Source organism: Mesorhizobium erdmanii, from assembly GCF_013170725.1.
GTDB lineage: Bacteria > Pseudomonadota > Alphaproteobacteria > Rhizobiales > Rhizobiaceae > Mesorhizobium > Mesorhizobium erdmanii.
In genome coordinates, this window is record NZ_CP033361.1 from 3,647,743 (window position 1) to 3,668,343 (window position 20,601).

The window sequence follows — 20,601 nt, forward strand, 5'->3', positions numbered from 1 at the left end:
AGCAAGGCCCCGAAGGCCGCACCGATGGACCGCCTGTGGGCCGAGAATGACGATTCACGCGTCACCGGCGACCCCTCGCTGGTCGTCGATGTGGCCGGCTTCGAAGGCCCGCTCGATCTGTTGCTGCATCTTGCCCGCACCCAAAAGGTCGATCTGGCACGCATCTCGATCCTGGCGCTGGTCGAGCAGTATTTGACGTTTGTCGAGACGGCGAGGGCGCTGCGGCTCGAACTTGCAGCCGACTATTTGGTGATGGCGGCGTGGCTCGCCTTCCTGAAGTCGAAGCTCTTGATCCCCAAGCAGCCGGGGGAAGAGGGTGAAAGCGGCGAGGAACTGGCGGCGGTGCTGCAATTCCGGCTGAAGCGGCTGGAAGCCATGCGTGACGCATCCGCGCGTCTGGTCAACCGCAACCGGCTTGGCCGCGACGTGTTCGCGCGCGGCATGCCGGAAATGGTCATCATCGAGAAGCGTAACGCCTATTCGGCATCGCTCTACGATCTCCTGACCGCCTATGCCCAGCAGCGGCAGAAGCAGGCGATCAACAATGTGACGATCGCCAGGCGCGGCGTCTGGGCGCTGAAGGACGCGCGCGATATCCTGACCCGCTTGGTCGGGGCCGTAAGCGACTGGACCACGCTGGAAAGTTTTCTGATCGAGTACATGACCAGTCCCGAGGAAAGGCGCACGGCCATCGCCAGTTCCTTCGCGGCAACATTGGAACTCGTGCGCGATGGCACGATGGACGTGCGGCAGGATCAGACATTCGCGCCGATCTATCTGCGCGGCCGCACGCCGGCAATCAAGGCAGTCGAGGTGGCATCATGAGCGAACGCGCCAACGCTTCGGTTATCCCCTTCAAGGTCGACGATGATCGGGAAGAAGGCGAGTTCGACCAGGCTTCGCCCCAGAATCCGGCGCAGAATCCGGCCGAGCGCCTGCATATGGCCGAAGCCGTGCGCATGGCCGAGGCGATCGTGTTCGCCAGCGCTGAACCCGTCAGCGAAAAGCAGCTTGCGGCACGCCTTCCCGACGGCATCAATGTCGCCGTGGCCATGGCGGAACTGCAGCAAATCTATGCTCGGCGCGGCGTCAATCTGGTGCGGGTCGGCGACGGCTGGGCGTTCCGCACCGCCGGCGATCTCGCCTTCCTGATGAGCCGCGACACGGTGCAGCAGCGCAAGCTGTCGCGGGCGGCGCTCGAAGTGCTGGCGATCATCGCCTACCACCAGCCGGTGACGCGCGCCGAGATCGAGGACATCCGAGGTGTCGAGACGTCTAAAGGCACGCTGGACACGCTGCTCGAAACGGAATGGGTGCGCATGCGCGGCCGCCGCAAGACACCCGGCCGTCCCGTCACCTACGGCACCACCGAAACCTTCCTCGACCATTTTGCGCTCGAGGAAATCCGCGATCTTCCCGGCATGGAAGAACTGAAGGGCGCCGGCCTGCTGTCGGGCCGCATGCCGTCGAATTTCTCCATCCCGCAGCCGCCGGCCGACCCCGACGTGCTGACCGAGGACGAAGATCCGCTGACCGACATCGACCTCGAGGAGCTCGGCCTGTTAACGCCGCGCGTCACGGAAGATTGACCGGTCGGCCTCTGTCCAAGCGAGCCGATAGGTCGTAGATGCGCCGATTGGTAGCGGGCCAGCGAGTCGAAAAAGCGTGACATACGTCACCCTTTCATAAACTCTGTCGCTGTTGTGTTTGAATCCCAACGCGAAAACGCATAGATCATCGCCAGGGAAAACATTCGAGAGAGATTTGCTATGGGTTCATTTTCGATTTGGCACTGGATGATCGTGCTGGTGATCGTGCTGCTGGTTTTCGGCCGCGGCAAGATTCCGGAACTGATGGGCGACATGGCCAAAGGCATCAAGAGCTTCAAGAAGGGCATGGCGGACGACGACGTCGCCGACGACAAGCGTACCGTCGAACACCGTGCCGACGAGACCGTTTCGGCCGTGAAGGAAAAAGCCAGCAAGAGCTGAGCTGAAGAAGTTCTAGTCGGAACAGAGTGCCATGTTTGAAGTCGGCTGGACCGAAATGCTGGTGATCGCGATCGTCATGATCGTGGTCGTCGGGCCGAAGGATTTGCCCAATATGCTGCGCACCTTCGGCCGTACGACGGCGAAGCTGCGTGCCATGGCGGCCGACTTCCAGAAACAGTTCAACGAGGCGCTGAAGGAAGCCGAGCTCGACGACGTCAAGAAGTCGGTCGACGAGCTCAGGGGCCTGAGCCCGGTTGCCGAGATCAAGAAGCAGCTCAATCCGTTCGAACAGGCGGCCGCCGATGTGCGTGCCGGTGTCGATGCGGCGCTGAAGCCGAAGCCGGCCGCCGATCCGGCAACGCCTGCCGCTTCAACGCCGCAGGCGGTTGAGCCGTTGAAGAATGGCGCAACGGAAATGCCTGGCGCCAGCGAGGCGGGAGCGGCTGCGCCGACGCCGATTTTCCCTGCGATGACCGATGAATCGGTGGTAGCGGCGGCCAAGGAACCGGCTGTGGCGCCCAAGGCATCCGCGGCCAGGAAGGCCGCCAAGGCGGCACCGGCCGCAAATGTGCAGTCCAAGGCGTCGACGTCCACGAAGGCAAAGGCGGTAAAGCCCTTACCTGCCGCTGCTACAAAGCCTGCCGCGGCGAAGGCGACTGTGGCCAAGGCGACTGCCGCCAAGGCGACTGCTCCCAAGGCGACCTCTGCCAAGACTGGAGCGAAAGCCGAACCGAAACCCGCGCCAGTGAAGAAGCCGGCAACCAAGAAGACGGCTGGAGCCGCCAAGTGAGCGTTTCGGACAAGGAAAAGGATGAGATCGAGAAATCGTCGGCGCCGCTGATCGAGCATCTCGTCGAGTTGCGCCGCCGGCTGATCTGGTCGCTCGGCGGCTTCTTCGTCGCCTTCCTGGTGTGCTTCTTCTTTGCCAAGAAGCTGTTCAACCTGCTGGTGGTGCCGTTCAAATGGGCGACGAAATGGGCTGGTCTCGATCCGCACAAGGTCGAGCTGATCTACACCGCGCCGCAGGAATTCTTCTTCACGCAGGTCAAGCTCGCCATGTTCGGCGGCATGGTGATCGCCTTTCCGCTGATCGCCACGCAGATCTACAAATTCATCGCGCCCGGTCTCTACAAGAACGAGCGCAACGCCTTCCTGCCGTTCCTGATCGCGTCGCCCATCCTGTTCCTGATGGGCGCTTCGCTGGTCTATTTCTTCTTCACGCCGATGGTGATGTGGTTCTTCCTCGCCATGCAGCAGGTAGGCACCGACGACCAGGTGCAGATTTCACTGCTGCCGAAAGTGTCGGAATATCTCAGCCTGATCATGACGCTGATCTTCTCCTTTGGCCTGGTGTTCCAGTTGCCGGTGGTGACCAGCCTGATGACCCGCGTCGGCATGCTGTCGTCAAAGGCGTTGGCGGAAAAACGAAAATGGGCAATCGTCATTGCCTTCATCGTTGCCGCCGTGCTGACACCGCCGGATCCGATGAGCCAGATCGGCCTGGCCATTCCGACCATCCTTCTCTACGAGGTCTCGATCTGGGCCGCGCGGTGGATCGAGCGGGACCAGGAAAAGCAGCGGGTGGCGCGCGAGAAGGAAGATGCCGCAGAGACCGTGGCGGACAAAACGCCGGACGAGCCGCCAACGCCAGCTGCTTCGTAAAGCAAGGGGCGGCGACGGAAAAAGACGGTCGCTGCCCAGCCTATCTTGCATCAATCATGGATGCGGTTTACGCCCTCTGACTGAAACGCATCGCCATTAAGGCGGTGCGTTTCAGTTTTTGTTTTGAGCATGTCGTTGTCCCAAAACCGCCGCGCACTTTTGGGCGGCATGCTCCCTGAGGACGGATAGACCATGCTTGACATCAAATGGATTCGCGACAACCCGAAGGCCCTTGTCGAGGCGCTGGTGAAGCGCTCGTGGTCGGCGGCCGAGGCGCAATCCACGGTCGACGGGCTGATCTCCAGGGACGAGGCGCGGCGTGAGCATGTCACCGAGTTGCAGACGAAGCAGGAGCGCCGCAACGCCGCCTCCAAGGAGATCGGCAACGCCATGCGTTCAGGCGATGCCGCGCTAGCCGAAAATCTGAAAGCCGAAGTCGGCGAGATAAAGACCTTCATCCAGAATGGCGAGGCGCGCGAGCGCGAGCTCGACAAGGCGCTGAACGACGCGCTGGCGGTGCTGCCCAACGTGCCGCTCGACGATGTGCCGGTCGGCAAGGATGAACATGACAACGTCGTCAAACACATCGTCGGCACGGTGCCGACGCGGCCGAACTGGGTGAAGGAGCATTTCGAGATCGGCGAAGCGCTCGGCATGATGGATTTCGAGCGGGCAGCGAAATTATCCGGCTCGCGCTTCACCGTGCTGAAAAGCGGGCTGGCGAGGATGGAACGCGCCATTGGCCAGTTCATGCTCGACCTACACACGACCGAGCATGGGTATGAGGAAGTCATTCCGCCGCTGATGGTCCGCGACGAGGTGCTTTTCGGCACGAACCAGCTGCCGAAATTCGAAGAGGATCTGTTCTTCACACCGCACGGGGAGGGCAGGCTTGGCCTGATCCCGACCGCCGAAGTGCCGCTCACCAATCTGGTGCGCGAGGAGATCACAGCGCATGAAAAGCTGCCGCTGCGCTATACGGCGCTGACGCCGTGCTTCCGTTCCGAGGCCGGCTCGGCAGGGCGTGATACGCGCGGCATGCTGCGCCAGCACCAGTTCTACAAGGTCGAACTGGTGTCGATCACCGACCAGGAGTCCTCGCTCGCCGAGCATGAGCGGATGACGCAATGCGCCGAGGAAGTGCTGAAGCGGCTGGAACTGCCGTTCCGCACCATGACCTTGTGCACCGGCGACATGGGTTTTGGCGCCCGCAAGACCTACGATATCGAGGTCTGGCTTCCCGGCCAGAACGCCTATCGCGAAATCTCGTCCTGCTCGGTCTGCGGCGATTTCCAGGCGCGTCGCATGGACGCCCGCTACAAGGACAAGGATGGCAAGGGCAACCGCTTCGTCCATACGCTCAACGGTTCGGGCACCGCTGTCGGCCGCGCGCTCATAGCTGTCATCGAAAACTATCAGAATGAGGATGGCAGCGTAACCATTCCTGAAGTGCTGCGGCCTTACATGGGCAGCCTGGCAAAGATCGAATCGAAATAATGCGCATTCTTCTGACCAATGACGATGGCATTCATGCCGAGGGCCTGGCGTCGCTCGAACGCGTCGCCCGCACGCTGTCCGACGATGTCTGGGTGGTGGCGCCGGAGCAGGACCAGTCCGGCTATGCGCATTCGCTGTCGATCTCGGAGCCGCTCAGGCTGCGCAAGATCGGCGAGAAGCATTTTGCCGTCCGCGGCACGCCGACGGATTGCGTCATCATGGGGGTGAAGAAGATCCTGCCCGGCGCGCCCGACCTGATCCTGTCCGGCATCAATTCCGGCGCCAACATCGCCGACGATGTGACCTATTCGGGAACCGTCGCCGGTGCCATGGAGGGCGCGCTGCTCGGCATCCGCTCGATCGCGCTCAGCCAGGGCTATTCCTATGTCGGCGAGGACCGCGTCGTTCCTTATGAGACGACCGAGGCGCTGGCGCCGGCACTCCTGAAGAAGCTTGTCGCGACGCCACTGCCGGACGGCGTGCTGCTCAACGTCAATTTTCCGAACTGCCTTCCCGAAGAGGTTGCCGGCACGGTGGTCACCACGCAAGGAAAACTCGTGCACAGCCTGTGGGTCGACGAGCGCCGTGACGGGCGCGGCCTGCCTTATTACTGGCTGCGCTTTGGCCGCGAGCCGGTCGAGGGCAAGCACGGCACCGACCTCCATGCCTTGCGCAATCGTCTGGTGTCGGTGACGCCGTTGCAGCTCGACCTTACCGCGCATGAGATCCGTGATCAGCTGAGCAAGGCGTTGTCATGAAAAAGGTTTTGGCATGAACCTGCCAATCGACGACCGCGAAGGTTTTGCCGCTCTCCTTTTGCGCCTGCGCGGCAGGGGAACCGTGCCGAAGGCGCTGATCGCGGCTTTCGAGGCGACGCCGCGGCGCGGTTTCCTGGCGCCCCACTTCCACCAGATCGCTTGGTCCGATCGCATGCTGCCGATCGAATGCGGCGAGGCGATCGAAGGCGCCGACATGCAGGCGGCGGTGATCGCGGCGCTTGCCATCGAAGCGGGAAACCGGGTGCTCGAGATCGGCACCGGTTCCGGTTACACGGCGGCGGTGATGTCGCGGCTGGCAGCGCGCGTCGTGACCATCGACCGCTACAAGACGCTGGTCGAGCAGGCCAGGCAGCGTTTCGAAGCGCTCGGCATCGGCAATGTCATCGTTCGCCAGACGGATGGCTCCGGCGGCCTGCCAGCCGAAGGGCCGTTCGACCGCATCGTCGTCTGGGCGGCCTTCGACAGCCTGCCGCGCTTCCTGCTGGACCAATTGTCGAGCGGCGGCATCGTCATCGCGCCGATCGGGCCGGAGGAAGGCGAGCAGGTGCTGGCCAAGCTGACCAAGGTCGGCAGCCGTTTCGAGCGCGAGGATATCGGCCTGGTCCGGCTGCAGCCGATCCTGCGCAGCGTCGCGGCTGTAATCTAGTTTTCCAACGGGCCGTTGGACAGCCATTCGGGTTTGTGGCCCACCGCCAACCGTCCCAAAATGTTTTAAGAAAATTTTCGTCGGATTCTAATGGGTTAACCGGCCAGTAACATTAACGCGCTTTAATCCTGTCCAGTTGGTGCAGAGTTTGTGCGGGTTAGTGCGATGCAACTCAGTGTTTTGAAGACAAACAGTCGCAATCTGGCGCGGGGTTGCGCCGTTCTCATGATTGCAGGCGCGGCCGCCGGGTGTAGTTCCCAGGCTTCGCGGTTCAACAGTGTCGACGACGTCTTCACTTCCTCGACAAACAATCAGCGCGCCATCATCAACAAGCAGGATGCCGTGCAACCCTATCCGGGGGATGTGTCGGCGGCTCCGCTCGACGGCACCCACACGCAGTCGGTCGCTCGCTCGAGCCTCGAGCCGGTTTCGAGCCGGCCGTTGCCGCCGCCCGTTTCGGCCCAGGCGCAGCCGGCGCCGGCGCTCGCGCCTGCCGCCAATCCGGTGCGTGTCGCATCGGCGCCCGCCATGGTTCGGCCGGCGCCCCATGTCGACAGGACGACAACCGGCACCGTCGAACCGGCCGCCAGGCCGTTCAAGAATGCCCAACCTGATGCGCCGAAGGTGGCCGAGGCGGGCAGGCCGCACGCGACCGAGATCGTCGTCAGGGATGGCGAGACCATTTCCGGCCTCGCGGCGCATTACAAAGTGCCGGCCGACGTCATCATGAAAGTGAATGGCCTGAGCCCGACCAAGGGGCTGAAGACCGGCCAGAAGATCGTCATCCCGGCCTACGCCTATTCGAGCAAGGCCGAACCCAAGGTCGCCGATGCAAAGCCGGCGAAGGACGGCAAGCACGACCTGCCGGCCACCGCGCCGGAGAAGGTCGCCGTCCTGCCGCAGCAGCCTAAGCTCAAGGACGGCAAGTCCGCCGCGCAGGTCGACGCTTCGGCCGCCGCCAGCCAGCCCAAGGAGCCCAAGCCCGCGCAGGTCGCCAAGGCAACCGCCGCCGGCACCTATACGGTCCAGTCGGGTGACACGATGTCCTCGATCGCCAGGAAGACCGGCGTCGGCGTCGTTGCGCTGAAGCAGGCCAACGGCATGAAGGACGGCTTGCTCAAGATCGGCCAGACCCTGAAAGTGCCGGCTGGCGGCACCGCGACGGTTGCCAGTGCCAAGCCGGCGAAGGTCGATCCGGTCACCACGGCAACCACGCAAGCTCCGGCAAAGACCACGCCTTCGGAAACACTGGCGTCCTACACGCCGCCGAAGAAGGACGCGAAGGTCATCCAGCAGGCCGAGGACGACGAGGCGGTCGCGCCGGATGCCACGGGTATCGGCAAGATGCGCTGGCCGGTGCGCGGCCGGGTGATCTCCGGTTTCGGGTCCGGCAAGGATGGCGTCGACATCGCCGTGCCGTCGGGCACGCCGATCAAGGCGGCCGAGAACGGTGTCGTCATCTACGCCGGCGACGGGCTCAAGGAGTTCGGCAACACCGTGCTGGTACGCCACGAGAACGGCCTGGTCACGGTCTACGGCCATGCCAGCTCGATCGAGGTGCAGCGCGGCCAGAAGGTCAAGCGCGGCCAGGAGATCGCGCTGTCGGGCATGAGCGGCACGACGGACTCACCGAAGCTGCACTTCGAGGTGCGCAAGAATTCGGCCCCGGTCGATCCCTCGACCTATCTCGAATAGAATAAGAAGCGATTTGCGGGCCGTCTGACCTCCAGTCCGGCCCGCCGGCTCAGCCCGTTCCGCAAGGAGCGGGCTTTTTCAGTTTGTGCAAAATGCCCCGCGGGGCTTACTGCATGTCGCCCAGAAGTGTGCAGCGGTTCTAGGACAACGACATGCATCAAAACAAAGACTTAAAGCGCGTCGCCTGAATCCGTTTCAGGGCGACGCGCTTTAGAGATGATCACGCAACGTGTCGGCGATCATCTCCTCAAGGCTGCTGGCGCTCACACCCAGCAGGGCCTCGGTGTCGGAGGAATCGACCAGCAAGGGACGCTCGAAGAGGTAGCGCATCTCGATGAGCTCATGCATGCCCAAGGCTTCCATCTCGGCGACGGTGTAGGAGCGTGTCTCTGGGACTTCTCGTCCGAGCATCGCCGCGGTTTTCTGGATGAGCTCGCGGGGTGAGGCGTATTGCGAGGGAACGTGAAACGCCCGTCCCCATTCACCGGTGTAACGGGACGCCGCGACGAGTGTCCGGGCGACGTCCTTGGTGAAGGTCCAGGCATGCGTCGCGTCCAGGTCTCCAATGAAGGCGGTGGGCTTGCCCTCGATGATGGAGGGCAGCGCAACCAGCGAGAAGTAGCTGATCGCGCCATGTCCGAGATAATCGCTGGGCCGCACTTCGATCGCCGGTATATCGGCACGGACCGCCCGCTGCCACATGATGGTCCTGGCGGTTCCTTTTTTCGAAGTCGGGTTCAGGGCCTGGTCGGAGCGAAGCGGACTCTCGGCATTTTCTCCATAGCCGTAGAGGTTTCCGACCACGATGAGTTTCGCGCCAACCGCTTCCGCGGCGCGCACAGTACCGTCGATGATCGGGAAAAAGTCGGTCGGCCACCGGTGATAGGTGGCCATGGCACACATGAAGATGGTCTCGGCGCCTTGGCAGACACGCGACAGTTCCGCCGCATCGGTGGCGTCGGCCTGTATGGCCCGCACGTTGCGCAGCGTCTGCGAACCGACGCTTCGGCTGGTGAGAACGACATCATGTCCTTCTTCACCAAGAAGGCGGGCGGTCTCGCGACCAACCGGGCCTGCACCGACAACAACATAGAAACTCATGGCAACCTCTCTTCCCAACTTGATGGAGAGGCGTGAGTACAGGTTCGCGGCATTGAAAATCGCGCGGGAATTGCCAAATCTTGGACAGGTTTCGCCATGAATCGAGAGAGCATGCGTCCGCAGTTCGCTCCGCCCCGATCTCCGTCCGACGTAACAATGGCTTCGCTGCACGTTGCGGCGGGCGTCCATCGTCTATCCCGGGCGCCGCACCATCGCATCATGGTGCACGCAAGTGCGGCGACCCGCTCTTACTGCAATCAGGTCGGGCGCTATTTCGTCAGGCGCGCCGGCGATATCGACCTAGTGCCGGCGGGCGAGGAGGGCGGGTTCGAGGCCGAGACTCCATTCGAGACGATCGAGATTGTCTTGCAGCCGGCCTTGCTGGAAAGGGTAGCGGCGGAACTTGGCGGCAACGCGCCAACAGTGCGGCTCGATACACGCCATTTGCTTCGCGACAAGCGCATCGAACATCTTGCCCGGGCACTCCAGAGCGATCTCACCGCAGGCGCGCCGAGTGGCGCCTTGTTTGCCGACAGCGTTGGCGCTGCGCTCGCGGTGAGGCTGCTCGGCCTCGATGTCCCAGACATCGATCGAACAAGCCGGGATCCAACAAGCCAGGATCGAACGGGCCGCTTATCGGATACCCAGCTCAAGCGCGTGCTGGAGCATATAGAGGCGGCTCTTCACGAGCCGCTTTCAATCGACCGACTAAGCCGCGTTGCAGGCGCCAGCAGCTCGCATCTGCGGACATGGTTCAAGGTGGCGACGGGCGTTACCCTGCATCGCTACGTGCTGCGCCGCCGTGTGGAACGCGCGCGCGTCCTGCTGCAGCAGGACGGTCTCAGCATAGGCGAGGTGGCGGAATTGACGGGCTTCGCGCACCAGTCACACCTGGCACACTGGATGCGCCGCGAGATCGGCCAGACACCGCGTGACTTGCGACGGGCGCGGCCGCCCGAATGACATCCCGCAATTCGGTTCAGCGCCGCTTCAATCCTTGAGCGGCTTGCCAAGCCGGCCGGCCAGGTCCTGGGTGAACTGCCAGGCGACACGGCCCGAACGGCTGCCGCGCGTCGTCGCCCATTCCAGCGCTTCGGCGCGCAACTGCTCGGGGTCGATGTCGAGGCCATGATGGCCGGCATAGCCGTTGACCATGTCGAGATATTCGTCCTGCGAGCATTTGTGGAAGCCGAGCCACAGCCCGAAACGATCGGACAGCGAGACTTTCTCCTCGACCGCTTCGGATGGGTTGATGGCGGTCGAGCGCTCATTGTCGATCATGTCGCGCGGCAGGAGGTGCCGCCGGTTCGAGGTGGCGTAGAAGATGACATTGGCCGGGCGGCCCTCGACGCCGCCTTCGAGCGCCGCCTTCAGCGATTTGTAGGAGGTGTCGTCATGATCGAAGGACAGATCGTCGCAAAACAGGATGAAGCGGAAGGGGGCCGCCTTCAGCAGAGCCATCAGTTTCGGCAGCGTGTCGATGTCCTCGCGGTGGATTTCGATCAGCTTCAGCGGCAGGTCGGATTTGGCCTTTTGTGATTTGGCCCTGGCGTTGATCTCGGCATGCACGGCCTTGACCAGCGACGATTTGCCCATGCCGCGCGCGCCCCACAACAAAACGTTGTTGGCCGGATGGCCGGCGGCGAAGCGCTCGGTGTTGTCGACCAGGATGTCGCGGACACGGTCGACGCCGCGGATCAGGCCGATATCGACGCGGTTGACCTTGCGCACCGGCTCCAGATAGCCGGGATCGGCCTGCCAGACGAAACAGTCGGCCTCGCCGAGGTCCGTTTGTGGCACCGGCGGTGGGGCGAGGCGGCTGACCGCCTCGATCAGGCGGTCGAGTTTCTTGTTGAGGGCATCGATGCTGTCGGTCATTTCAGGTCTTTTGGTTCGTTTCCTGGGGCGGGCAGGTGGGACCCATTCGAATCCGTCGGGTTCGAAACCGGTTCCAACCTTTTGTTCGAGCGTGATCTTTTCCGAAAACCGGCTCGCGCTTGTCGCGATCATGCTCTAACACGGGTAAACAGGCCGGAAAAGCAGCCGATTTGCCAGGCCGCGCAGTTGCATTGACAACTTTACCGACTATATTCCGGCCAAATTTCGCAGGGCCGCCAAATCCCGTTTGACCGTTTGGCGGCCGTTTTTCAAAATTCAGGAGTACCTCGATGTTCGTGACACCGGCATACGCCCAAGGCATCGGCGGCGCCTCTCCCGATATGTTCATCAGCATTTTGCCGTTTGTCCTGATTTTCGTGATCATGTATTTTCTGATCATCCGCCCGCAGCGCACGCAGCTGAAGAAGCGTGGCGAGATGCTGGCGGCGGTCCGTCGCGGCGACACGGTCGTTACCGGCGGCGGTTTCGTCGGCAAGGTGACGAAGGTGATCGACGACAACGAGCTCGAGATCGACCTCGGCGGTGGTACCAAGGTGACGGCGCTGCGCTCGACGATCGCCGATGTGCGCGTCAAGGGCGAACCGGTGGCGAACCAGAACGCCAAGAAATAACCCAATTCAAGGCGGAGCGATCCGCGGACGAGGCTCTGACGAGCGACGGCATATGTCCCACTTCTGGCGCCTGAAGATGATGCTGACGTGGCTTGCCGTAGCCACGGCAATTGTGTTCGACGCATCAAGCCTCTTCGCCGCCAGTCCCCAAGTCGTGCGACCCGCACAGCCTGTCGGTGGTCCGACAGTCGTTCAACTCAACCAGCAGGATGGTCCGCATATCCTGCTGCGTCTGGATATGGCGGATATGATCGACCGTCGGCTGAGGGCCACGCGCGGCGATATCCGAACACTGCTGATGGGTGCCAAGATTGGCTTCAATGGCCTTGCTGTATCGGGCAAGGCCGTGCAAGTGCGGATTACCGATCCGGCGCAGATCGATGCCGCCAAGACGGCACTTTCACCCATAACTGCCCCCGCCGCGGATGGCGGTGTTCGGGAGATGACCCTGGATGGCAGTGAGCCCGGGTTGCTCAACTTCTTGCTGAGCGATGAGGGTTTGAAGCATCAAACTTCGATTGCGATCGCGCAGTGCATCGAGGTTATCAAGAATCGTCTCCAGGAATTGGGCGTCGCCGGTCCGGTGGTTCAGACGACGGACCAGGACGGCATACTTATTCAGACGGCAGGCGTTCCGGATCTGCAAATTTTAGGAAATATCCTGACCCGGCCTGGCCGCCTGAGCTTCCAACTGATCGATCTTTCTATGCCAGTGATGGATGCTATCAACGGCCGCCTGCCGGTTGGCTCGCTGGTGCTGTATACGCAGGATGATCCGCCGATTCCTTATCTGATAGAGAAACGGGTCGTCCTCTCCGACAAAAATGTGCTCGACGCCAAGGCCAGCTACAATGCGCAAGGCGATGAACCGGTTGTCGTATTCCGGCTTGATTCCAAAGGTACGGCCTGGTTCAGGCAGATTACAGCGCAGAATGTGGGCAAGCCGTTTGCCGTGATCTTGGATGACTCCGTGATTTCGGCGCCTGTCATTCGTGAGCCCATCGACAGTGGCTTCGGTCAGATTTCAGGTAATTTCACGGTTCAAGAAGCGAAAAACATTGCCTTGCTGCTACGAACCGGTCCATTGCCAGCGAGATTGACAATCGCCGAAGAAGCAAGATAGGGCCGGCCGTGGTCAGAATGAGAAACGTGCCCGCGAACCAAACCGATGGCGGAACACTGCCGCTTGTACGCCTGAACGGATAAGAACTGATGCTTTACTTTTCGCGCTTCAAGATGATCCTGATCTGGCTGGCCGTGGCCGCCACAGTGGTCCTCGCCGCGCCCAATCTCATTCCCGCGAGCACATTGGCCCAGCTGCCCAGCTGGGTGCCGAAGCGGCAGATGACACTCGGCCTCGACCTGCAGGGCGGCTCGCACATCCTGCTCGAGATGAACCAGAACGATCTGATCAAGGATCGGCTGGAGACGACGCGCGACGAAATCCGCACGCTGCTGCGCGACGCCAAGATCGGCTACACCGGACTTGGTGGCACGGGGCGGACCTTGCAGGTTCGCATCACTGATCCAGCCCAACTCGACGCCGCGAAGAAGGCGTTGAAGACCTTGACCGATCCGGTCGCCGCCGGCCTGTTCACCGGCGGCTCCATCCAGGAAATGGCGCTGGACGATTCCGAGCCGGGTTTGCTCAAGTTCACCGTCACCGATGCCGGCATCAAATACCGCACGTCGACCGCATTGGCGCAGTCGATCGAAGTGGTCGAGCGCCGCGTCAACGAACTCGGTACCACCGAGCCCATCGTGCAGCGGCAGGGCGACGACCGCATCCTTGTCCAGGTGCCAGGCCTGCAGGACCCGCAGCGGCTGAAGGAAATCCTCGGCCAGACCGCGAAGCTGACCTTCCAGATGGTCGACCAGTCGATGCCGGTGCAGGACGCGCTCAAGGGGCGCCCGCCGGCAGGCTCGACGGTGCTCTATTCGCAGGACGATCCGCCGGTCCCGTACCTGATCGAAAACCGCGTCATCGTTTCGGGCGAAAACCTGGTCGATGCGCAAGCGACATACAATTCGCAGAACAACGAGCCGGTGGTTTCATTCCGCTTCGATTCGAAGGGAGCCGCTCGCTTCGGCCAGGCGACCGCGCAGAATGTCGGCAAGCTGTTCGCCATCATCCTCGACAACCAGGTGATCTCGGCGCCGCAGATTCGTGAACCGATCCTCGGCGGCACCGGCCAGATATCAGGCAATTTCACCGCCCAGAGCGCCAACGATCTCGCCGTGCTTTTGCGCGCCGGCGCGCTGCCGGCGACATTGACGGTCATCGAAGAGCGCACCGTGGGCCCGGGCCTCGGCCAGGATTCGATCCATGCCGGCAAGGTCGCCGGCATCATCGGTTCGATCCTCGTCGTCGCCTTCATGTTCGTCGCCTACGGCTTCCTTGGTTTCCTCGCCAACATCGCGCTGGCGGTGCACGTGGCGATGATCGTCGGCCTGTTGTCGCTGCTTGGCGCGACGCTGACCTTGCCGGGTATCGCCGGTATCGTGCTGACCATCGGCATGGCGGTCGATTCCAACGTGCTGATCTATGAACGTATCCGCGAGGAGCGACGCGCCGGGCGCTCCGTGATCCAGGCGATCGATACAGGTTTCTCGAAGGCGCTGGCGACGATCGTCGATTCCAACGTCACTTCGCTGATCGCGACCGTGGTGCTGTTCTATCTCGGCACCGGACCGGTTAAGGGCTTCGCCATCACCTATGCCATCGGCATCCTGACCACGGTCTTCACCGCTTTCACCTTCACCCGCCTGCTGGTGTCGATCTGGCTGCGCCGTGCCCGCCCGAAGGAGTTGCCACGCGCACCGATAACCTTCGTGCCGCCCGGCACGAAAATTCCGTTCATGGGCATCCGTCGGTGGACGTTCGCGCTGTCGAGCGCATTGTCGATACTGTCCGTGGTGGCGTTCATGAGTGTCGGCATCAATTACGGCATCGATTTCAAGGGCGGTTCGCTGATCGAGGTTCAGTCCAAGAGCGGTGATGCCAATCTTGCCGACATCCGCGGCAGGCTGTCGGAACTCAATATCGGCGAAGTGCAGGTTCAGCAGTTCGGCGCGCCGAACGACGTGCTGATCCGCGTCGGAACGCAGGATGGCGGCGAAAATGCCGAGCAGACCGTCATCGACAAGGTCCGCGGCGAGCTGCAGGACCAGTATGATTTCCGCCGCGTCGAAGTGGTGGGACCGACGGTTTCCGGCGAACTGGCCAAGCAAGGCACCATCGCCATGATCGTCGCGCTGGTCGGCATCCTGGTCTACGTCTGGTTCCGCTTCGAATGGCAGTTCGCGGTCGGCGCCATCGTCGCGACGGTGCACGACGTGGTCATGACGCTCGGGTTCTTCGTCATCTCCGGGCTCGAGTTCAACCAGTCATCGCTGGCGGCGATCCTGACCATCATCGGCTATTCGCTGAACGATACGATCGTGGTCTATGACCGCGTTCGCGAGGATCTGCGAAAATACAAGCGAATGCCACTGCCGCAGCTGTTGAACAACGCCATCAACGAAACGCTGTCGCGAACGACGTTGACCTCGGTGACGACCAGCTTGGCACTGCTGGCCCTGGTGCTGTTCGGCGGCGAGGTGATCCGCTCCTTTACGCTGGCGATGCTGTTCGGCGTCGTGTTCGGCACCTATTCGTCGATCTTCATCGCCGCCCCGCTGCTGATCCTGTTCAAGTTGCGGCCGCAGGCTTCGGCCGACGAGGAGAAGCCGGTCGGCGGCGGCAAGGCGGTCGCGACCTGACGCGCGGCCCCGAAGGGGTGGCAAAGTGGTGACCGGAAAAGGCATCGTCATCCGCGAGGCGCATTTCCCTGGTCGCGCGCCGATCGAGGCCTATGGCAATGGCGGGTTCCGCTTTGCCGACATGTCGCATCGCGGCTCGCTGCTGTGCCTGCCATCGGGCATCCATGGCTGGGAGCCGGCAAATCCGCTGGCGCTGACGGTCGCGGATTTCGACAAACTGCTGGCCGAGGCCGACAAGGTCGAGATCCTGCTGGTCGGCATGGGCAGGGAACTCAGACCGCTGCCAGCGGCGCTTCGGACTGCGTTGAAGGCCGCAGGCATTGCCTCCGACCCGATGTCGACCGGAGCCGCGGTGCGCACCTACAATGTGCTTCTGGCGGAAGACCGCGCGGTCGCCGCCGCGCTCATCGCCGTCGATTGATATGTCGCAGAATGCCAAAATCGTCATGGACGCGGTGCGCGCCGCCGACCATGATCGCTACCTCACGGCGCTCTATGCGCCGGCCGACAAGCGCGACGCGCTGTTTTCGCTTTATGCCTTCAACGCCGAAATTGCCGGCATCCGTGATCGCATCCATGAGGCATTGCCGGGTGAAGTGCGGTTACAGTGGTGGCGTGACCTCATCGCCGCCGACAATGATAGCGCAGGCGTTGGCCACCCCGTCGCCGATGCGCTGAAGGCGACAATTTCCGCCCATCGCCTGCCCCGGCTGGCCTTCGACAACATGCTCGAAGCGCGCATCTTCGATCTCTACGACGATCCGATGCCGTCGCGCACCGACCTCGAAGGCTATTGCGGCGAGACGGCAGCCGCACTCATCCAGCTTGCGGCGATGGTGCTCGATCCCGTCGAGGCGCCAAAGTTTGCCGAACTTGCGGGCAGGGCGGGCTGTGCGCAGGCGATGACCGGCCTCTTGCTGCTGTTGCCGCTGCACCGCAAGCGCGGGCAGTGCTTTATCCCGGCCGAGATACTGGCGGCGGCGGGATCGTCGCCGGAAGCGTTTGTCGTTGGCGATGGCGGCCCCGGGGCGCAGCGCGCCGTTGCGGCGATGATCGCGCTGGCGCGCGAACATCTTTCCGCCTTCGAGCGGGGCGCCGCGGCGCTGCCGGTGTCGTTGCGCCCGGCATTCCTTCCGCTGGTACTGTCGCGCGCCTATCTCGACAAGATGGAAGGCGCGCGCCATTCGCCGCTCGACGGCGTCGCGAGGCTGTCGGCCTTGCGCCGGCACTGGCTGCTGTTGCGGCGCGCGAGCAAGGGCTGGCCGGCACTTTGACGTAAACGTCAATCGTGTTAAGGGTTCGGCTGAGCCGGAACTGTCGCCGAAGACGACAGGCCGGCCCGGAGGAAATCCATGAGCCTGCCCATTTTGGTCGCGATCGTCGTCCTTGGCATTGCGCTGTCGGTTACGGCGGTACATTTCACCGGCGGCAGCAAGACAGCCACGCTGGCCGATCCGGATCAGGCAGTGCGTCGTTTCGCCGAGGATTTTCCGGATGAGATGGTGCGAGAAATCCGCCTGACCGCGGATGCCAGGCCAGCATTTCTGGAGCTCGGGCGAGGGCGCATCGGCATCGTTCACAGCATCGGCGACTGCTTTTTGACGCGTATCGTCACGGCCGCCGACGTGTCGGTGTCCAATGCCGGCGATGCGAACACAATTTTGATGCGGCTGACGGACTTCACCTGGAAGGGCGGCCGCTTCCGCTTCGCCAATGCCGGCGATGCCCAGGCCTTGCTGACTGCTCTTGGGCCGCACCATTCAAATTCCACCGCGGAGGCCGCGTGATGGACAGCTATGATTTTCCGCAGGTCACCCAGCTGGCCATTCCGTTCTTCGTCGCCGCGATCCTGATCGAGCTTTGGCTTGTGCGCAGCGGCCGCGCCAAGGGCTCGTTCGAGACGCGTGATACGCTGACCAGCCTGATGATGGGTACCGGCAATGTCGTCGCCGGGCTTCTGCTCGGCGTCGTGTCCTATTGGGCGCTGCTGTGGCTGTGGCAATTCCGCATTTTCAATCTCGGCCTGTCGGTCTGGGTCTTTCTGGCCGCCTTCCTGCTCGATGATCTGCGCTACTACGTCTATCACCGCATTGCGCACCGGGTGCGCTGGGTGTGGGCCGAGCACGTCAACCATCACTCCAGCCAGCACTACAATCTGTCGACGGCGCTCAGGCAAAGCTGGACCGGCCTGTTCACCTTCATGTTCGTGCTGCAGGCGCCGCTGGTGCTGCTCGGTTTTCACCCGGCGGTGATTGCCTTCACCTTCGGCTTCAATCTTGTCTGGCAGTTCTGGATCCACACCGAGACCATCGGCAAGATGTGGGGCTGGTTCGAATTCGTCTTCAACACGCCTTCGCACCACCGTGTCCACCACGCCACCAACCCGCGCTATCTCGACGCTAACTATGCCGGCACGCTGATCATCTGGGACCGCATGTTCGGCACCTTCGTCGAGGAATTGGAAGAGGACCGGCCGCGCTACGGCATCGTCAAGAATCTCGGCACCTTCAACCCGCTGAAAGTGGCGTTCCACGAATGGATCGGCATGTTCAGGGATGCGTTTTCGCCGGGCCTTTCGCTCGGCGATCGCGTCAACTACCTGATCAAGCCACCCGGCTGGAGCCATGACGGCTCGCGTGACACTTCGGAGAGTTTGAAGGCCGCCTATGTCAGGCGCAACCCGGGTGAGGCGGGCAAGCCGGGGCTGCCGATGGCTGGTGTCGAGCCGGCGGAGTAGCTAATACGATCCGCCTGCCGAATCGTAGAACACCAGCTGGGACAGCCTGGAGCGTTTTGCCATCGACTATTCTGCCGCCTCGGCTTGTGCCGGCAGCCCCAGCCATTGCCGGCAATCGGCCTGCGCGCGCGAGGTGATTGCGTGCCTTTTGGCAACGGTCTTGTCCTTGCCACGCAGGCGCTTGCCATCGATCTTCACCGCTTCCACCGGTGGGAACAGGCCGAAATTGACATTCATCGGCTGGAAGGAGCGTTTGCCCGGCTCATCGTCGGAGACGATGTGCCCGCCCGTGATGTGGTTGAGCAAGGCACCAAAGGCCGTGGTCAGCGGCGGCAGCGATGGCGCATGGCCGAGCCGCTCGGCTGCGGCGAAGCGGCCGGCGAGCAGGCCGATCGCGGCGCTCTCGACATAGCCTTCGCAGCCGGTGATCTGCCCGGCGAAGCGCAGGCCGGGGCGTGATTTCAACTGCAGCGACGCGTCGAGCAAGGTCGGCGAATTGATGTAGGTGTTGCGGTGCAGGCCGCCGAGCCGAGCGAAGTCGGCGTTTTCGAGGCCCGGAATGGTGCGGAAGACACGGACCTGCTCGGCATGCCTGAGCTTGGTCTGGAAGCCGACCATGTTGTAGAGCGTGCCCAGCGCATTGTCTTGCCGCAACTGGACGACCGCATAGGCCTTGACCGTCGGATTGTGCGCATTGGTCAGGCCCATCGGCTTCATCGGCCCGTAGCGCAGCGTCTCGACGCCGCGCTCGGCCATGATCTCGATCGGCAGGCAGCCGTCGAAATAGGGCGTGCCTTCCCATTGCTTGAATTCGGTCTTCTGGCCGTCGACCAGCGCCTGCACGAAGGCAAGGTACTGCTCCTTGTCCATCGGACAGTTGATGTAGTCCTTGCCGGTGCCGCCAGGCCCGACCTTGTCGTAGCGCGACTGGAACCAGCAGGTGTCCATGTCGATCGTGTCGAAATGGATGATCGGTGCGATGGCATCGAAGAAGGCGAGCGCATCGGCGCCGGTTGCTTCCGCGATCGACTGGGCGAGCCCTGGCGCGGTCAACGGACCGGTGGCGATGATCGCCTGGTCCCACTCCGCTGGCGGCAGGCCCGGCACTTCCTCGCGCTGGATGGTGATCAGCGGGTGGGCCTCGAGCTTTTTCGTCACGGCGTCTGAGAAGCCGTCGCGGTCGACGGCTAGCGCGCCGCCGGCCGGCACTTGGTTGGCGTCGCCGGCGCTCATGATCAACGATCCGGCGAGCCGCATTTCGGCATGCAGCAGGCCGACCGCGTTGTTTTCGGCGTCGTCGGAGCGGAAGGAATTGGAACAGACGAGTTCGGCCAGGCCATCGGTCTTGTGCGCATCGGTGCCGCGAACCGGGCGCATTTCATGCAGCACAACGGGAATGCCGGCTTGTGCCGCCTGCCATGCGGCTTCGGAACCGGCGAGACCGCCGCCGATGATGTGGATTGGATTTTTGCTCATGAGCGCCGGAATAATCGCTTGGCGCGGCGATTGCAATTGTCGCGCGCCGACAACGAGAAACGCCTGATCGGGAAAGCCTGCCGGAAAACAACAACACCCGCCGGGGGAGGAGGTCCGGCGGGTGTCGTTTTGGGGGTCGACCCTCGGGAGGAGGTGAAGATCGACCGTATTCGTCATCGCCGGGGAGGAGGTCGGCTTTGACGAAATCTCTTTTGCTATCTTTTGAAAGGGGCAAAACCCTTTCGGAACGAAATTCGCTCCGGGGAAACAACGCCCGCCGCGGGAGGAGGTGCGGCGGGCGCCGTTTGGTTGGCTGACCCTCGGGAGGAGGTGAAGGTCGGGCCTATTCGTCATCGCCGGGGAGGAGGTCGGCTTTGACGAAATCTCTTTTGCCATTTTTAAAAGGGGCAAAACCCTTTTGGACGAAGTCTCGCCCGGGAGAACAGCGCCCGCCGCGGGAGGAGGTGCGGCGAGCGCCGTTTTGGTGGTCAACCCTCGGGAGGAGGATAAGGGCTGACCGTTCGCTAAGGTCGGGGAGGAGGTCGACCTCAGCGAAATTCCGTCGTTAGATAGCCCGGCGGGCGACGATCTTGATTTCGTCGCGGACGATACCGAGATCATGCAGCTGGCGGTTCGAAAGGCGACCCAGCTCGGTAACCGTCTCGCGATATACGCGCCAGTTACGATAGTTGCGGATCAGGTTCATTGTCGTTCTCTTTTCAGAAACTTGTTCGGACCATTCGCG

21 protein-coding genes are annotated in these 20,601 nt (G+C 62.6%); 17 read left to right on the top strand and 4 right to left on the bottom strand.

Features of this window, described 5'->3' with window-relative positions:
* Window positions 1-24 precede the first annotated feature (24 nt).
* The 9 genes from EB233_RS17650 to EB233_RS17690 all read left to right on the top strand — a co-directional run bounded on the left by EB233_RS17650 (window position 25) and on the right by EB233_RS17690 (window position 8,270).
* The gene (locus EB233_RS17650; protein WP_051355291.1) at window positions 25-825 is read left to right on the top strand and encodes a segregation and condensation protein A; all 801 of its coding nucleotides are present in this window, start codon (window positions 25-27) and stop codon (window positions 823-825) included.
* A complete protein-coding gene (scpB, locus tag EB233_RS17655) occupies window positions 822-1,589 on the top strand; it encodes an SMC-Scp complex subunit ScpB (RefSeq protein ID WP_064988438.1) in 768 nt (255 codons plus the stop codon). Before EB233_RS17650 ends, scpB begins: the two co-directional genes overlap by 4 nt.
* Before the next feature lie 180 nt (window positions 1,590-1,769).
* The gene (locus EB233_RS17660; protein ID WP_010909892.1) at window positions 1,770-1,991 is read left to right on the top strand and encodes a twin-arginine translocase TatA/TatE family subunit; all 222 of its coding nucleotides are present in this window, start codon (window positions 1,770-1,772) and stop codon (window positions 1,989-1,991) included.
* A 31-nt stretch (window positions 1,992-2,022) separates the two neighbouring features.
* Window positions 2,023-2,781 (top strand): Sec-independent protein translocase protein TatB, encoded by a 759-nt coding sequence (gene tatB, locus EB233_RS17665; protein WP_064988439.1) that lies wholly within the window; start codon window positions 2,023-2,025, stop codon window positions 2,779-2,781.
* Complete coding sequence (gene tatC, locus EB233_RS17670) at window positions 2,778-3,653, top strand: twin-arginine translocase subunit TatC (protein WP_027052142.1); 876 nt, start codon at window positions 2,778-2,780, stop codon at window positions 3,651-3,653. The genes tatB and tatC overlap by 4 nt, the downstream gene beginning before the upstream one ends.
* 192 nt (window positions 3,654-3,845) lie before the next feature.
* Window positions 3,846-5,150, top strand: a complete 1,305-nt coding sequence (gene serS, locus EB233_RS17675; protein ID WP_064988440.1) for a serine--tRNA ligase — start codon at window positions 3,846-3,848, stop codon at window positions 5,148-5,150.
* The gene (gene surE, locus EB233_RS17680) at window positions 5,150-5,908 is read left to right on the top strand and encodes a 5'/3'-nucleotidase SurE (RefSeq protein ID WP_027052140.1); all 759 of its coding nucleotides are present in this window, start codon (window positions 5,150-5,152) and stop codon (window positions 5,906-5,908) included. The genes serS and surE overlap by 1 nt, the downstream gene beginning before the upstream one ends.
* 13 nt (window positions 5,909-5,921) lie before the next feature.
* The gene (locus EB233_RS17685) at window positions 5,922-6,575 is read left to right on the top strand and encodes a protein-L-isoaspartate(D-aspartate) O-methyltransferase (protein WP_027052139.1); all 654 of its coding nucleotides are present in this window, start codon (window positions 5,922-5,924) and stop codon (window positions 6,573-6,575) included.
* 165 nt (window positions 6,576-6,740) lie between these two features.
* Window positions 6,741-8,270 carry a peptidoglycan DD-metalloendopeptidase family protein gene (locus tag EB233_RS17690; protein ID WP_064988441.1) on the top strand — a complete coding sequence of 510 codons (1,530 nt, stop codon included), beginning with the start codon at window positions 6,741-6,743 and terminating at the stop codon, window positions 8,268-8,270.
* A gap of 210 nt (window positions 8,271-8,480) precedes the next feature.
* Here EB233_RS17690 and EB233_RS17695 read toward each other — a convergent pair whose 3' ends face one another.
* Entirely contained in the window at window positions 8,481-9,371 is an 891-nt protein-coding gene (locus EB233_RS17695) for an NAD-dependent epimerase/dehydratase family protein (RefSeq protein ID WP_064988442.1), read from the bottom strand.
* 111 nt (window positions 9,372-9,482) lie between these two features.
* Between EB233_RS17695 and EB233_RS17700 the strand changes: the two genes are divergently transcribed.
* A complete protein-coding gene (locus EB233_RS17700; RefSeq protein WP_064988443.1) occupies window positions 9,483-10,334 on the top strand; it encodes a helix-turn-helix domain-containing protein in 852 nt (283 codons plus the stop codon).
* A gap of 27 nt (window positions 10,335-10,361) precedes the next feature.
* On the opposite strand, the gene EB233_RS17705 is transcribed toward EB233_RS17700, so the two are convergent.
* The gene (locus EB233_RS17705) at window positions 10,362-11,249 is read right to left on the bottom strand and encodes an ATP-binding protein (protein ID WP_064988825.1); all 888 of its coding nucleotides are present in this window, start codon (window positions 11,247-11,249) and stop codon (window positions 10,362-10,364) included.
* Between the two features lie 290 nt (window positions 11,250-11,539).
* On the opposite strand from EB233_RS17705, the gene yajC reads away from it, so the two are divergent.
* From yajC to EB233_RS17740, 7 genes are all read left to right on the top strand, one after another.
* Window positions 11,540-11,881, top strand: a complete 342-nt coding sequence (gene yajC, locus EB233_RS17710; protein ID WP_010909882.1) for a preprotein translocase subunit YajC — start codon at window positions 11,540-11,542, stop codon at window positions 11,879-11,881.
* A 52-nt stretch (window positions 11,882-11,933) separates the two neighbouring features.
* Window positions 11,934-13,004 carry a SecDF P1 head subdomain-containing protein gene (locus tag EB233_RS17715; RefSeq protein ID WP_064988444.1) on the top strand — a complete coding sequence of 357 codons (1,071 nt, stop codon included), beginning with the start codon at window positions 11,934-11,936 and terminating at the stop codon, window positions 13,002-13,004.
* Window positions 13,005-13,093: 89 nt separating this feature from the next.
* Entirely contained in the window at window positions 13,094-15,643 is a 2,550-nt protein-coding gene (secDF, locus tag EB233_RS17720) for a protein translocase subunit SecDF (RefSeq protein ID WP_064988445.1), read from the top strand.
* 25 nt (window positions 15,644-15,668) lie between these two features.
* Window positions 15,669-16,064, top strand: coding sequence for an Mth938-like domain-containing protein (locus EB233_RS17725; protein WP_032916909.1), 396 nt, complete (start codon window positions 15,669-15,671; stop codon window positions 16,062-16,064).
* A gap of 1 nt (window position 16,065) precedes the next feature.
* On the top strand, window positions 16,066-16,917 hold the full coding sequence (locus EB233_RS17730; RefSeq protein ID WP_064988446.1) for a phytoene/squalene synthase family protein: 852 nt from the start codon (window positions 16,066-16,068) through the stop codon (window positions 16,915-16,917).
* A gap of 78 nt (window positions 16,918-16,995) precedes the next feature.
* Entirely contained in the window at window positions 16,996-17,430 is a 435-nt protein-coding gene (locus EB233_RS17735; protein ID WP_064988447.1) for a hypothetical protein, read from the top strand.
* A complete protein-coding gene (locus EB233_RS17740) occupies window positions 17,430-18,380 on the top strand; it encodes a sterol desaturase family protein (protein WP_171892242.1) in 951 nt (316 codons plus the stop codon). The genes EB233_RS17735 and EB233_RS17740 overlap by 1 nt, the downstream gene beginning before the upstream one ends.
* 66 nt (window positions 18,381-18,446) lie before the next feature.
* Here EB233_RS17740 and trmFO read toward each other — a convergent pair whose 3' ends face one another.
* Both trmFO and EB233_RS17750 read right to left on the bottom strand, forming a co-directional pair.
* Window positions 18,447-19,856: a methylenetetrahydrofolate--tRNA-(uracil(54)-C(5))-methyltransferase (FADH(2)-oxidizing) TrmFO gene (trmFO, locus tag EB233_RS17745; RefSeq protein ID WP_027052128.1), complete on the bottom strand. Its 1,410-nt coding sequence runs from the start codon at window positions 19,854-19,856 to the stop codon at window positions 18,447-18,449.
* A gap of 565 nt (window positions 19,857-20,421) precedes the next feature.
* A complete protein-coding gene (locus tag EB233_RS17750; protein ID WP_013895120.1) occupies window positions 20,422-20,562 on the bottom strand; it encodes a DUF1127 domain-containing protein in 141 nt (46 codons plus the stop codon).
* Window positions 20,563-20,601: the final 39 nt, after the last annotated feature.